Origin of the sequence: Photobacterium sp. CCB-ST2H9 (assembly GCF_023151555.2) — a bacterium.
Classification (GTDB): domain Bacteria; phylum Pseudomonadota; class Gammaproteobacteria; order Enterobacterales; family Vibrionaceae; genus Photobacterium.
The window spans coordinates 1,155,363-1,168,100 of record NZ_CP100426.1 but is presented as its reverse complement, the minus strand read 5'-3'; the positions used below and the strand labels follow the sequence as shown (position 1 = coordinate 1,168,100).

13 protein-coding genes are annotated in these 12,738 nt (G+C 50.4%); 5 read left to right on the top strand and 8 right to left on the bottom strand.

Translation table 11 applies throughout. The annotated features are described in order from the left end of the window. Positions 1 to 76: 76 nt before the first annotated feature. From L4174_RS22020 to L4174_RS22005, 4 genes are all read right to left on the bottom strand, one after another. The gene (locus L4174_RS22020; RefSeq protein WP_248143161.1) at positions 77 to 538 is read right to left on the bottom strand and encodes a GNAT family N-acetyltransferase; all 462 of its coding nucleotides are present in this window, start codon (positions 536 to 538) and stop codon (positions 77 to 79) included. Between the two features lie 53 nt (positions 539 to 591). After that, positions 592 to 1,068: a GNAT family N-acetyltransferase gene (locus L4174_RS22015; RefSeq protein WP_248143162.1), complete on the bottom strand. Its 477-nt coding sequence runs from the start codon at positions 1,066 to 1,068 to the stop codon at positions 592 to 594. Between the two features lie 18 nt (positions 1,069 to 1,086). After that, positions 1,087 to 1,530 (bottom strand): SgcJ/EcaC family oxidoreductase, encoded by a 444-nt coding sequence (locus L4174_RS22010; protein WP_248143163.1) that lies wholly within the window; start codon positions 1,528 to 1,530, stop codon positions 1,087 to 1,089. Between the two features lie 85 nt (positions 1,531 to 1,615). Then, positions 1,616 to 2,026: a GFA family protein gene (locus L4174_RS22005; protein ID WP_248143165.1), complete on the bottom strand. Its 411-nt coding sequence runs from the start codon at positions 2,024 to 2,026 to the stop codon at positions 1,616 to 1,618. A gap of 490 nt (positions 2,027 to 2,516) precedes the next feature. Between L4174_RS22005 and L4174_RS22000 the strand changes: the two genes are divergently transcribed. Then, on the top strand, positions 2,517 to 3,716 hold the full coding sequence (locus L4174_RS22000; RefSeq protein WP_371929448.1) for a type III PLP-dependent enzyme: 1,200 nt from the start codon (positions 2,517 to 2,519) through the stop codon (positions 3,714 to 3,716). A 37-nt stretch (positions 3,717 to 3,753) separates the two neighbouring features. Here the strand turns inward: L4174_RS22000 and L4174_RS21995 are convergent, their stop codons facing one another. After that, the gene (locus tag L4174_RS21995) at positions 3,754 to 4,419 is read right to left on the bottom strand and encodes a hypothetical protein (RefSeq protein ID WP_248143168.1); all 666 of its coding nucleotides are present in this window, start codon (positions 4,417 to 4,419) and stop codon (positions 3,754 to 3,756) included. Positions 4,420 to 4,695: 276 nt separating this feature from the next. Beyond that, the gene (locus tag L4174_RS21990) at positions 4,696 to 5,127 is read right to left on the bottom strand and encodes a hypothetical protein (RefSeq protein ID WP_248143170.1); all 432 of its coding nucleotides are present in this window, start codon (positions 5,125 to 5,127) and stop codon (positions 4,696 to 4,698) included. A gap of 407 nt (positions 5,128 to 5,534) precedes the next feature. Here L4174_RS21990 and L4174_RS21985 point away from each other — a divergent pair, with 407 nt between their 5' ends. From L4174_RS21985 to L4174_RS21975, 3 genes are read left to right on the top strand one after another with little or no spacing between them, the layout of a single operon-like run. After that, positions 5,535 to 6,233, top strand: coding sequence for an ABC transporter ATP-binding protein (locus L4174_RS21985; protein ID WP_248143171.1), 699 nt, complete (start codon positions 5,535 to 5,537; stop codon positions 6,231 to 6,233). Continuing rightward, a complete protein-coding gene (locus L4174_RS21980) occupies positions 6,227 to 8,599 on the top strand; it encodes an ABC transporter permease (protein WP_254589145.1) in 2,373 nt (790 codons plus the stop codon). The genes L4174_RS21985 and L4174_RS21980 overlap by 7 nt, the downstream gene beginning before the upstream one ends. 3 nt (positions 8,600 to 8,602) lie before the next feature. Then, entirely contained in the window at positions 8,603 to 9,805 is a 1,203-nt protein-coding gene (locus L4174_RS21975) for an efflux RND transporter periplasmic adaptor subunit (protein WP_248143173.1), read from the top strand. Between the two features lie 56 nt (positions 9,806 to 9,861). Here L4174_RS21975 and L4174_RS21970 read toward each other — a convergent pair whose 3' ends face one another. Further along, entirely contained in the window at positions 9,862 to 10,377 is a 516-nt protein-coding gene (locus tag L4174_RS21970; RefSeq protein ID WP_248143174.1) for a GNAT family N-acetyltransferase, read from the bottom strand. Between the two features lie 390 nt (positions 10,378 to 10,767). Between L4174_RS21970 and L4174_RS21965 the strand changes: the two genes are divergently transcribed. Next, positions 10,768 to 11,844: a hypothetical protein gene (locus tag L4174_RS21965; protein ID WP_248143175.1), complete on the top strand. Its 1,077-nt coding sequence runs from the start codon at positions 10,768 to 10,770 to the stop codon at positions 11,842 to 11,844. Positions 11,845 to 12,036: 192 nt separating this feature from the next. Here L4174_RS21965 and L4174_RS21960 read toward each other — a convergent pair whose 3' ends face one another. Further along, a complete protein-coding gene (locus L4174_RS21960; RefSeq protein WP_248143176.1) occupies positions 12,037 to 12,396 on the bottom strand; it encodes a hypothetical protein in 360 nt (119 codons plus the stop codon). Positions 12,397 to 12,738 lie beyond the last annotated feature (342 nt).

The following is a 12,738-nucleotide window of genomic DNA, read 5'->3' as shown; positions in this document are numbered from 1 at the left end:
AAAGGCTCCTGGTTGATCCTGTTATTCTTCGCTCATCTGACGGGATGAATCACAAGTGGTCATTTTTGCGCTGTAATTATTGTGATCCATCCAGTACGCGCGCCATGATGAACTTACTGCCTTCCCGGTCAATCACTTTAAAATGCCTCAATTCGTATAGTTTGACATTGTGAGATTCACAACGAAGACAGAGGTGAGGAATTCCGAGTTCTTTTGCTTTTTCTACGGCAAACTCAATGAGTTGTGTTGAAATGCCTTTTCCTCGGTATTGAGGCACAACATAAATGCCATCCAGCCAATACTGGTAAGCCGGATAATCGGGCAGCTCGCGAAATTTCAGTTCACCGGCCCCGGCGAGTTCTCCATTGAAATGTGCCACGAAAGCGAGCGGGACTGTTGTCCGGTTCGTCCCTTGCAGGAGTTTTTCCGTGATTGTACTTTCGGTTGCAGAAGGATGCAGGTGCAACCATTCATTCAGGTACCAGCCAGCAATGGTTGGGGCTGCTTCAGGGACATCGGCTAACAGTGAAATATTCATTTTACCTCGGGAATGAGTTGCAGTTTCTGCTTTGAGCGAATTGCTGTGGATACTCATGCATCCTCACAGAGTACTTTGGTGAGTAAGTGCTGTTTATTTCGGAATCCTGTTCTGGTGTAAAAGCTGATCGCTTCAGCATTGCCGGACCAGACATGAAGCTCGACACATGTTGCGCCTTTATCTTGCGACCAGTTTTCAAAGGTGTCCAAAAGCGCCCTTGCCAGGCCTTTACGTCTTGCCGAGGGGGCAACAACGATTTCTTCGACGTAGGCATAACATCTGGATTGCACCCAACGCTTGGACGAAACATGAACCACATGCCCGAGTAAAACGCCGGATACTGTCCCGTCGATTTCAGCGACGAGTAAGGACTGGTTGCCATCAGACAAAATGTCTTTCAGCTCCTGAACGGTGAACACATCATCCGTTTCCCGGACAACGTCCGGTGTCAGGGATGCATGATGTTTGTTTTCGATGATAAAAAGCCGGACTAAGGCTTCAAAATCCTTTTCTTGTGCTTGTCGTATCATCCATCTTTTCCTGGGTGTTCAATGGCGGTTTTCACTGGGCGTATCACGTAATATGGTTTCACCTGTTCGCGGGTTTGTGAGCGTGACATTCTCGAGAGCACGAATGCGCCATCCAGCATGGTATTTTTTCAGAACGGCGAGGATCAGGGTATCCAATTCATGAGGTCCTGACGGGTGCGCTTCGCCTGCGGACAGACGACTCCAAAAATGAATGATGGCGACATCGTCACTGATGTGGTCGATATCGATCAGCTGATTGCTCAACATTGAGTCCTGATAGATTGTTTCGTGAATAGGCGTATGAAGTGCAAGGATTTCATTGATCCCCCGAACATAGTGACCAAAGCGATTCACGAATGTAGCATCTTCAGTAAACAGATTGCCAAATGCCTGCATATCGTGAACATTCCAAGCGGTTTGGAATGCCTCAGGTATATCTTCTGGTTGGCTTACATTGGTCATTACGTTGTGTCCTGTTACTTTTGGAGGTTCGTTCAACATGATGGGGTTGTTTCGCGCCAGGTGAACCCATATGTTTGGTCGTTCGTTATCCTGACCGTCCTTCATCGAAACTTGGAATATCTGGTTGTAGGGCACACCAGTTTGCTTTGTAACGGGTATAAATCTGAGCATCAATCTGAACCGGAATATCGCCATCAAATGTTGCAATGGCTAACTCAATGGCTTCAAAGGGAGCGCCTTTGACGCGAAATCCTATGCTCGAACCACATACCATACAAAAAGTCCGGATTGTGCCATTTGGCGCTGTAAATTCATTCAGCAGGTGTTGCCCGGACAGCCAAGTCAGCCCCTGAACGCCCACGAGGGTCCCGAATGCTGCACCATGGAATTTACGGCACATCGAACAATGGCAATTCGCTGCCTGCTTGTGAAAACCTTCGACGGCAAACTGAACGCCGCCACATAAACACGATCCCTGATATTGCTGACTCATCATGATATTTCCCATTTATCCTGAGGTTGTCGCCCGGATTGGAATATGCAGTCAGAAGCGTTGCTGTTTTACACACACTTGCTGAGGACTTTGCAGGTTCAGGCGAATACATCAATTGTCTCTGACGATAATAAATCCCTCCAATGTCGGATGACAGACCTTTTGGGGTGGTTCATTGGGTCCCTTATACGCATGTAATTCAAGGATATAAAAAGCATTTGTCTTGCGCGCGGAAACCATAAACAGAGTCTATCCTGACCACAAAAAATTTTTGTGCTCACGGCCGTACTTTTTTATTGCACTGGTTACATGATGACCTTAATATCGCGCCGCTTCTTGATGATAGCCAATCCGAGTACATCACAGCTGACATGTGGCAAGGCGATAGAGCAACTATCCAAGAGTGACTTTGACTGCGCATCTGCGCTTTTTTTGACGCTCCACTTTTCATCACACTGCAATGAAAAGTGCTCATACATGTTGGAGGCTGATGATGGCTCACGCCCATTCGGTATTAGATTTTCAATCGTTCACCAATCAAACCCTGTCTGCGGAAGAAGTTCATTTAATTGAATCTTCTGTGGCGCAATTCGGTGCCCCGCTCCTGATGCTGGACTGCGATGTGGTTCGCCAGCAGTATCGTGCGCTGAAGCAGGCTTTACCGAATGTAACCCTTCACTTTGCGCTCAAACCGCTGCCGCTGCCGGCTGTGGTCAGAACGCTGCTGGATGAAGGCGCAAGCTTCGATCTGGCAACCACAGGTGAAGTTGAGCTGGTGGCGCAGGAAGGTATTCCTGCTGAACGCACTATTCATACGCACCCGATCAAACGTGATTCAGACATCCGTGACGCGCTGGCCTACGGTTGCAATGTATTTGTGGTCGATAACCTGAATGAGCTGGAGAAATTCAAGCCTTATCAGCATGACGTTGAGCTGCTGGTACGTCTGAGTTTCCGGAATTCAGAGGCTTTCGCCGATTTATCGAAAAAGTTTGGCTGCTCGCCTGAGCAGGCACTGACCATTATCGAAACGGCACAGGCGTGGAACATTCGTATCAAAGGTCTGTCATTCCATGTGGGTTCGCAAACCATGAACCCGCAGAAATACGTGAATGCGATCCGGACCTGTAAAGCGGTGATGGAGCAGGTGGTTGAACGTGGACTGCCGGCACTGAGCACACTGGATATCGGTGGCGGTTTCCCGGTCAGCTACACGCAGCAAGTGATGCCGATTGACCAGTTTTGCGTGCCGATCAACGAAGCGCTCAGTGAACTGCCGGAAACCGTGCAGGTGCTGGCTGAACCCGGACGCTTTATCGTGGCGCAGGCCGTCACCAGTGTGGCTTCCGTCATGGGGCAGGCGGAACGCGAAGGTCAGATGTGGTACTACCTGGATGACGGCATTTACGGTTCATTCAGTGGTTTGATGTTCGATGATGCCAAGTATCCGCTGGTCACCCTGAATCAGGGTGGCGAGTGTATCCCGAGCGTATTATCCGGGCCTACCTGCGACAGTATTGATGTGATTGCAGAAAATATCATGCTGCCCAAGCTGGAGAATGGTGACCTGGTGATCGGCCGGATGATGGGCGCCTACACCAGTGCGACCGCGACTGATTTTAACTTCTTCAAACGGGCACAAACTGTGGTGCTGAATGAGTTTGCTGAAAACAGTGAACGCATGACCGGCTGAAGACTGAAAAAGCGCTCAACCTTGAGCGCTTTTTTGTTTATTCGGCGGACCAGAGATCATCAAGACTGAACCGGTACTTATAGGCCAGCACGACATTGTGCTCCTGAAAGTCATCCGTTTTATCACTCAGGACCGGGCTGAAGTTATACAGCAGCAACATGTGGTTACCGACGTTGCCTTCCAGGTAAACATTGATTGCCATCCCCAGCCCGTTCTTGTTCACCTTTCTGATTTCACCGGATTCTGTCACTGAATTTGTGATCATATATTTCCCGGTTAAATCCAGATACCCCACGCCCAGCCCCGCCCCGATTTTGACATTCCAGTCTTTGGCGGCATGTCGGTTGAACTGGTAAAACACCACAGGAACGGCCGTGAGGGCATAAGCCTTGATCGAGGTGCCGAGATCGACGGTCTCTGTCCCGTCATTGATTTCCTGTCGATCGGCTTTAAAAAATGACCAGTCGACCTGAAACTGAACCCCAATGTTTGAGTTCTCAGAAAAGTAATACGGATCAGAGATTAGTGAAGCTGTCGGAAAAAGCTGGAAGCCACTGGTCATCACCGCCACTTCTTGATCTCCGTTTGAGAGATCCTCGATTTCAAGATGACTGAGTGTACTTTGAAGGCCGACCGCCAGTTCTATGGCTGAGCTTGTGAACGGAACAAGAGTCAGTGAAGCAATCAGGAAGGTGCGAAACATTCAGTGTATACGTCGGCGGCAGAAGAGGTGCGGAGTTTATCAGAGGCACTGACCCCGAGCAACGTATTGAAACTGAACAAGGAATGGGGATTTTACTTTGTCTGTCGGGCGTCTTGATGATATTCAGGGACAGCCAATGGAAACAGGGCAGGGAGATATTCCATTGGCTGTTTGAAGGCAGGCGTCTATTTTTGCGATGGTCAATTTTTGCAATGTTAGTGTCTGCGATGCTGATCTGCGCAATGCGGATGCCGTCCGAAAGTAAATTTCCCCGAACTATTTTCCGCTGTTGATGATCATTTCCAGGCGGTAATCCGCAACTTCATTTCTGCGCGCTGCGGAGCGCATCATGTAGACCCGCACTTTGTAGTCGCCGCTGGCAGGCAGCTGTCCTTCAAACTGATTTCCGTTCACCGAGCCGTTAAACATCGCGGCCTCATTTTCTCCCGGAGCCATAATGTTGAAATAGGTTGCGGTGTTTTTGGTGGCAATGCTGACATTCATGGTTTGTCCTTCCCGGGCATTGAGGACATAGTCGACGACTTCATAGCCTTGAATCGAGTCTTCGACGACTGCACTGGTTGCACCTTTCTGGAACTGTACGCGTTCTGTGCGGATATCATCAGCCGCCGCAGTCATCGTGGTCATGAGCAGAAAAAGGCCCAGGATCAGTTTGACGGGCGTCAGAACAACAAATTGAGTCTTCATGCGTTTTTCCTATGACTTGAGGGGATGAGTATGATGCATGCCCTGTCGGCCAGCAGGGGGGACTGTCTGACAGGGCATCATCATGGAAAGAAGTATGGCCGGAGTTTGAGTGAAGCCGTGTTCAAAGCGCGAGACTGGGCGGAGAAGGAATGCGATGAGATGCGTTGAAAGATAAATGACTCATTCCATTCAGAACTGTCCTGAACGCTGTGTGATTGCCTATGCTTAAAGCCATCAATGATTGCGTTTTTTTGACCTTTCATGATTGTTTTATCCGTTGTTTATTTGCGCTTGAAACAAGGCGGAACTTGCGCTTTGGGGATTGATGCAAGATGCGGATCAGAGCTTATGGATTCCAATTCTGGTGAAAGTGATGGCGGGATATGATGCATGCATCGGATCAACATATGGCTTATCAAATCAGAGGCCTGACAAAAACCTATTTCACCGGAGAGATCGAGGTCAGGGCGCTGCGGGGCGTAGACCTTGAGATCCGGAAAGGAGAAATGGTTGTTTTGCTCGGTCCTTCGGGAAGCGGGAAATCAACTTTCCTGAATCTGATTGGCGGGCTGGATACTCCGACGGGCGGACAGATCATTTTCGAAGGCAATGAACTGTCCGGACAGGATGAACGATACCTCACCCAGTACCGACGTCATTATGCCGGTTTCGTTTTTCAGTTCTACAACCTGATCCCCAGCCTCAATGCCCGGGAGAATGTGGCACTGGTTTCAGATATTGTGCGTGATCCGATGCCCGTGGACGAAGCATTGGATATGGTGGGTCTGAAAGCGCGTGCTGACCATTTTCCTTCACAACTTTCTGGCGGTGAGCAGCAGCGTGTTGCCGTGGCCCGGGCGCTGGTGAAAAAACCAAAGGTGCTTTTGTGCGATGAGCCTACCGGTGCGCTCGACAGTACAACAGGGATTAAGGTGCTGGACGCGCTTGTCGGAGTCAATGAAACGCTGGGCACCACAACGATCATCATCACGCATAATGCATCGATAGCGGCGATTGGTGACCGGGTGCTGCATTTTGCCGACGGCAGGATCGTCAAAGAAGAACGGAATGAAAAACGGCAGCCCGCTTCGGCGCTGATGTGGTAATCGCTATGCGTGCGCTGGAGAAAAAACTGATCCGCAATCTCTGGCAAATCCGGGGTCAGGTGCTGGCGATTGCCCTGGTCATTGCCGCTGCTGTTGCCATGATCGTGCTTTCCTCCGGGACTTACCGCTCCCTTGAACTGACCCGAAACCTGTATTACGAGCAATACCGTTTTGCGGATGTCTTCGCCAGCCTCAAGCGTGCTCCGGACAGTACGCTGGCCGAAATCGGACAAATTTCCGGCGTGGTCCACGCAAGCACCAGCATCCGGGAATATGCGTTGCTGGACATGCCGGGGGTCATTGAACCTGTCCGGGGCCTGTTTATTTCCCTGCCGGAAGGGGTGAACCCACTCAATCAGCTGGTGCTGCGGTCTGGTCACTGGCCCGAGGCCGATTCAACGGAACAGGTGCTGGTGCATGAAGCCTTTGCTCAGGCCCACGATTTGCATCCGGGTGATCCGATTCATGCGACAATTTACGGAAAACAGCATCATTTTACGGTCGCGGGTATCGCCTTATCCCCTGAGTTTGTCTATGCGCTCGGTCCCGGTGATTTGATTCCGGATAACAAACGTTTTGGGATTTTCTGGATGAACCGGGACGCGCTGGCGTCAGCAGGGAATCTGAAAGGTGCATTTAATGAAGTTGCGCTGAAACTCAGCCCCGCCGCCAATCCGGACGAAGTGGTTGCCGGGCTTGACCGGATCCTCAGGCGCTACGGGGGGACCGGCGCCTTCACCCGGGAAGATCAGCGATCTGATTCCTTTATCAGCAGTGAGCTGAAGGAACTGAAATCCATGACCCGCATTATGCCGCCGATTTTTTTGGGGACCGCGGTTTTTCTGCTGAACATTGCCATCGGCCGACTGGTGGAAACGGAGCGCGGACAGCTCGGTCTTCTGAAAGCCATCGGTTACAGTGATAACGCGATCGGATTTCACTATTTGCAAACGGCGCTGGTTATAGCCTGTGTCGGGATTCTGATTGGTTGGCCCTCAGGGCTGTGGATGGGGCACGGCATGGCGGAATTGTACATCGCCTATTTTAAGTTTCCCGTGCTGCGTTACCATATCACCCCCGGGGTTTTCCTCGGGGCGGCCACAATCAGTCTGGCCGCGGCTGGTCTGGGCGCCCTGGCTGCGATTCGCAAGGCGGTCCGGCTGCCACCGGCTGTTGCGATGGCACCGCCGCCCCCACCGCTGTATCAGACCGGGCTCGGCGAAAAAATAGGGCTGTTTCGCGGGATCACACCATCCGGCCGAATGGTGGTGCGGCATCTTGTGCGCTGGCCGTTCCGTTCGGGGTTAACTGTGCTTGGGGTGACACTGTCGATCGCTTTGCTTCTGTCGACGCTGAATTTTTTCGACTCGATTGATGTCATGCTTGAATCGTTTTTCCATCGCAATAACCGTCAGGACTTGACGATCAGTTTTACGGAAATCAGGCCAGACAGCGCCGCAGCAGATATCCGCCATCTGGATGGTGTGCTGAAGGTTGAGTTACAGCGCAATGTCTCTGCCCGTCTGGTGGCCGGGCATCTTTCGAAACGGACGGCCATTCAGGGGCTGGATCCGGGCGCTGAACTGAGTCAGCCACTGGACATTGACGGTCGAAAAATCTTTTTGCCTGCACAAGGCGTTGTGCTGAATGAATGGCTGGCCCGGTACCTGAATATTCGGCAGGGCGACTTGATGCGCATTGAAATACTGGAAGGCCGGATGCCGGATTTCCGGATTCCCGTAACCGGCGTCAGCAAGGAATACGTCGGGTTGTCCGCATACATCAGCCGGACGACACTCAATCGTTATCTTCGTGACGGACCGGTGGCGAATACGGCGATCGTCACGGTCGATGCCTCTAAACTAGAATCTATTTACAGGAAAATCAGAGAGATGCCTTTTGTGGCCGGTGTTACGGCGCTGGATGTGTCAGAGGCACTGTTTCGCAGGCTGATCCAGCAGAACCTGTTCACCATCGTGACATTTTATGTGCTGTTTGCATCGGTGCTGGCGTTTGGGGTCGTGTATAACAATGCGCGCCTGACCCTGATTGAACGCTCCCGGGAGTTTTCCCTGCTGCGTGTGCTTGGTTTTCATCAACGAGAAGTCGCATGGATTCTGGGCGGCGAAGTCGCGTTGCTGACTCTTCTGGCACTGCCTTTGGGATGCATTCTCGGATACGGACTGGTCCGGCTGATAGTGACTTTTTTTGCGTCCGATCTTTACCGTATTCCGTTTGCGATCGAACCATCAACTTATGGCTATGCCGTGCTTGTGATTTTGATTGCCGCCATTTTCAGCGGCCTGCTGGCGCTCTATCGTCTGGGAGAGCTTGACCTGCTCAGCGTGCTCAAGGAAAGGGAATAGCCTATGCCGTTCAGGAAATACCGCTGGACTTTACTGTTTATCTTGTTGCTGGTTGCTGGTCTGACCTTCGCGTTCTGGCCCCGAGCGATCGACGTTGAAGTCGTGATGGTGACGGAAGGGCCTATGACAGAAACCGTCGATGATGATGCCATCACCCGCGTGAAAGAGGTCTATACCCTGACCGCGCCGGTATCCGGCCGTTTGTTGCGGATTGAAAAAGATGCCGGTGATGACGTGACCACCGGTGCTGTATTGGCGGTTTTGCAGCCTGCGGTGTCACCATTGCTGGATGCCCGGACGCAACTTGAACGTGCATCGGCCATGCATGCGGCGGAAGAGTCAAGGGATGCAGCCAGGGCACAGGTGAAAAGCGCCTTAGCCCGTCTCGAATATGCCCGGATTGATTTTAAGCGGGCCGGGAAACTTGCGCAGAAGGATGCGGTGTCGATCGACAGGCAGGATCAGGCCCGGCAGGTTTTACGTGCGGCGGAAGCGGGACTGACGACGGCAGAGTCGGTTCTGTTGCAAAAAGAAGCTGAATTTCAGCAGGCGAAGGCTGCACTGCTGCAACCTGGTGAGGCAGCAGCAGTCCGGCAGTCTCAAGTCGAGATCATCGCACCGGCCGATGGAAAAATTTTGCGGATTTTTCAGGAGAGTGAAGCCGTCGTGGCGGCGGGGACACCTTTGATGGAAACCGGCGATCCGGACAATCTCGAAATCGCTGCTGACCTGTTATCGCGCGATGCCGTGCGGATTCAGCCCGGTGATCACGTGGATATCGATAACTGGGGCGGCGCAGGCGTCTTAAATGGCACCGTTCGCCGGATAGAACTGGCAGGCACCACCAAAGTTTCATCGCTTGGCATCGAGGAGCAGCGCGTGAACGTGCTCATCGATTTTTCTGATCCAAAGGACAAATGGGCGGCGCTTGGCCACGGTTTTCAGGTGGATGTGCGCATTGCAGTCTGGCATGGCGATCACGTGCTGCGTGTTCCCATTGCTGCGATTTTTCGTCATGGCCGTGACTGGGCCGTATTCAGAGATGACGATGGCCGCGCGCGTTTGCAGGCCATTCAGATCGGCCATCTTACAGGCCAGTATGCCGAAGTGCTGGCAGGGCTCTCCGTCGGCGATCAAGTGATCGCCTATCCCAGTGACCGGGTTCAGGACGGTGTGATGATACGCACGGTGATACAGACGCCATGAACCCGCGTGGGCATCAACGGTGGGATGTGGCAGAAAGCCCGTTGATATCCGCTGACTCAGGCCAGGGCTTCGGATGCTTCCCACTCCGCTTTACTCATATGAAAAAGCAAACTTGCCGGCGCATCTTTGACATCCTGAATGGTTTGTTCGTTTCGGAATCCTGATTTTTTCAGCACTTGCAGGGATGCGAGGTGGTTTGCCCGGACTCGGGCTGAAATTTGTTCAAGCTCTAAATCGACAAAACCGAATGACAGCGCCCATTTTGAAAATTCCGTCGCATACCCTTTTCCCCAAGACGCTGTGCTCAGCCGGTAGCCCAGGTTATTCATCGTTTTTCCCTCAAACTCAAAGAGACTCAGGCCACCAAAACCAATCACGCTTTCTGGTTCTTTTCGGGTTGCGATTGCCCACATACCAAAACCGTGCGCGTTCCAGTGCTCAAGCCAGCGGCACATTACAGATGCAGCATACTGGATATTCGGAAATGGCCCGGCAGGGTTGAAACGATTGGTTTCCGGGTCGCCATAGATAGCGAATAAATCTTCAACATCGGTCTGACTTACGGGACGCATTATGAGTCTTTCTGAATACAACACAATGATTTCCTTATAATTTGTGTGATATGCACAGAGGCCGTGAAAGGCATTCATCCTACTGGGTTGTTGAATATGTGTAAATTATCATTAGTTGAATGCAATCAATCGGTTAAGTGCCCTTGCAGCGCCGCTGAGCATGGCAAAACCAGAGGGGCGGTTTGAAATTGGTGCCCTGAGATTGAAGCCGAAGCACATCAATTTCGTGAAATTGGAATACAGGTTAAGAAATTGGCTTTTTATGATTTGAATCATGGCCTTATGCACTGAAGATAGGGCAATGAAAAAGGCAACTGAGACAGATTTTCATGTCGTTTCAACTGTGGCCTTTCCATTTTGTATCGTTCACCCCCGAATCGCAGGTATCGTGTGAAAAAACTCAAATTCGTTCTTCCCATGTCGCTTCTTTTGAGCCTCTCTCCGACCGTTTCCGCATCGACATTCGCACCGGCTGGTGTGTGGTCCGGTACGATCGGTAAGTCTTCCATCAAAGTGTGCTTTCAGGATTCAGGTCAGCAGGCGATTTACTATTATCAGCGCTATAAAACGCCGATTACGCTGACCCTGAAAGATGGATTCTGGATCGAACAGGGTGATACCGGCCGCTGGGAACTCACTGGTCAGCCAGGCAATCACATTTCAGGGCAGTGGTCTACCGTATCAGGGACCTCGTCTTTACCTTTGTCTCTGAAATTTGAATACCATGATCTCGATAATAATTGCGGGGAAGAGGAATTTCTTTCTGCGCTGCAAAAAACACTCAAATGGAAGAAAGGAGAGTGGAAAGACTGGTTCGGCTGGCAATACCGGGACGTCGCCTATGGGGGAGACAATTCAATTGAACTGGCTGCCAACTTTCCGAGCAGCCAGGCGATCAATGCAGCTTTAAATGCACGTGTCACCTCTGAGGAAAATGTCGAACGGCAACTGGAGACGCTGGAGAGTTTTTTGCAGGGGAATGGTTTAGCGAAGTACGACGAAACATCGGTCAGCCCCGTTTTTCTGAATGGCTTGTGGCTGGGCGTACGTTTCTACTCGTGGGCGGTAGGCACAGGATCGAGAGGCATCAGCTACCATACAAGTTACTTTTCGCTGGCGACCGGCGAGGAAATTAATCCCTGGCGTTGGTTTATGGCAATACCGGTGAATCAATCACGTTATGACAATCCATATTCGCACCCGCTTCCTGAAACGATACAGGCGAAGTATGGTCGAAAGGAATCAGAAGCCTCAGAATTTGAGGAGTGTAATCCTTCTGAGCATGGTTATTACCAAATCAGCCTAAGAAATGATGGCCTTTTGTTTTGGGAACGAGCCATTGGTGATGGTTGTGAACGGGAGTTTTTCCTGACGCCTGAAGAAGCGATGTCGTTCGCCAATGCTGAGGGGAAAAAAGCCCTCAGTGTGTTTGCAAAACTGGTTCGGCTTAATCAGAAGGGTTATTAAGTGTAATCATGATGTGATTTTTAAAGGTGTGTTGCATGTCGTTGATACTAAATCAGTGTTGCGTTGGAAAAGCGGCTGGATGCCGCTTTTCATGATCTGTTGTTTTCATTCAGCCGACATTTTTGGAACGATGCACACTGAAAAAGGAGTACAACATGCGATGTCAGGAAACAACAAGGTACTGTGAAATGCTTATTTCGTCGTTAATATAGCGAAATCCCAGGCATTTGAATTCCAGAGCGTACATTCTTCTAAATAGTACAGTTCTACTTTTTGACCGGCCGCTTTGGCCGCTAATGCTGTGCTGACAACGATATTAAATGCAGGGTGATTTGAGGTGATAGCTACTCGTTTGTATTTGCCGGGGTTATTACATGAAACAGGCAGTTCGTCCATATGGATAAAAGCGATCGCTTCACCATTGGTGGAATACGTCTCGTAGTTTTTACCCATGACCTGAACCTGATCAATTGTTCCAACGACAGACTTCATTTCAGCAGCGTATAAATTGAATGAAAGTGCTGACAGAAGTAGGGTCAAAATGTATTTCATAATTTTTCCTGTTGTTTAGATATTCACATTAAAGTGCATGAGAAGATAAGCTTGATTGCTTTCAACGTAGCACTGTATTGGTTAATTCCGCACACTATAATGTTTGATTATGGTGATTTCCAGTCTGTAAGGTCATGAAATTTTAAGACACATTTTGAAATTAATATTGATGTAAGTAAATTCAACACTAATGAATTCAAAAATTACAAATGAACTTTCCATTCAGGTGCTTTGATTTGGACGGAGTTTGATTTTTTAGGATGTAATTTCTGAATGTTCGCTCGTACTTCGTGCATTCATTTAGGGCTTATTTCCGCATGTCTTGAGGCGTGCCTGATCGGT

Coding starts and splice junctions, on each gene's coding strand:
- L4174_RS22020 (WP_248143161.1), bottom strand. CDS start 538: ATGAATATTTCACTGTTAGCCGATGTCCCTGAAGCAGCCCCAACCATT.
- L4174_RS22015 (WP_248143162.1), bottom strand. CDS start 1,068: ATGATACGACAAGCACAAGAAAAGGATTTTGAAGCCTTAGTCCGGCTT.
- L4174_RS22010 (WP_248143163.1), bottom strand. CDS start 1,530: ATGACCAATGTAAGCCAACCAGAAGATATACCTGAGGCATTCCAAACC.
- L4174_RS22005 (WP_248143165.1), bottom strand. CDS start 2,026: ATGATGAGTCAGCAATATCAGGGATCGTGTTTATGTGGCGGCGTTCAG.
- L4174_RS22000 (WP_371929448.1), top strand. CDS start 2,517: ATGGCTCACGCCCATTCGGTATTAGATTTTCAATCGTTCACCAATCAA.
- L4174_RS21995 (WP_248143168.1), bottom strand. CDS start 4,419: ATGTTTCGCACCTTCCTGATTGCTTCACTGACTCTTGTTCCGTTCACA.
- L4174_RS21990 (WP_248143170.1), bottom strand. CDS start 5,127: ATGAAGACTCAATTTGTTGTTCTGACGCCCGTCAAACTGATCCTGGGC.
- L4174_RS21985 (WP_248143171.1), top strand. CDS start 5,535: ATGGCTTATCAAATCAGAGGCCTGACAAAAACCTATTTCACCGGAGAG.
- L4174_RS21975 (WP_248143173.1), top strand. CDS start 8,603: ATGCCGTTCAGGAAATACCGCTGGACTTTACTGTTTATCTTGTTGCTG.
- L4174_RS21970 (WP_248143174.1), bottom strand. CDS start 10,377: ATGCGTCCCGTAAGTCAGACCGATGTTGAAGATTTATTCGCTATCTAT.
- L4174_RS21960 (WP_248143176.1), bottom strand. CDS start 12,396: ATGAAATACATTTTGACCCTACTTCTGTCAGCACTTTCATTCAATTTA.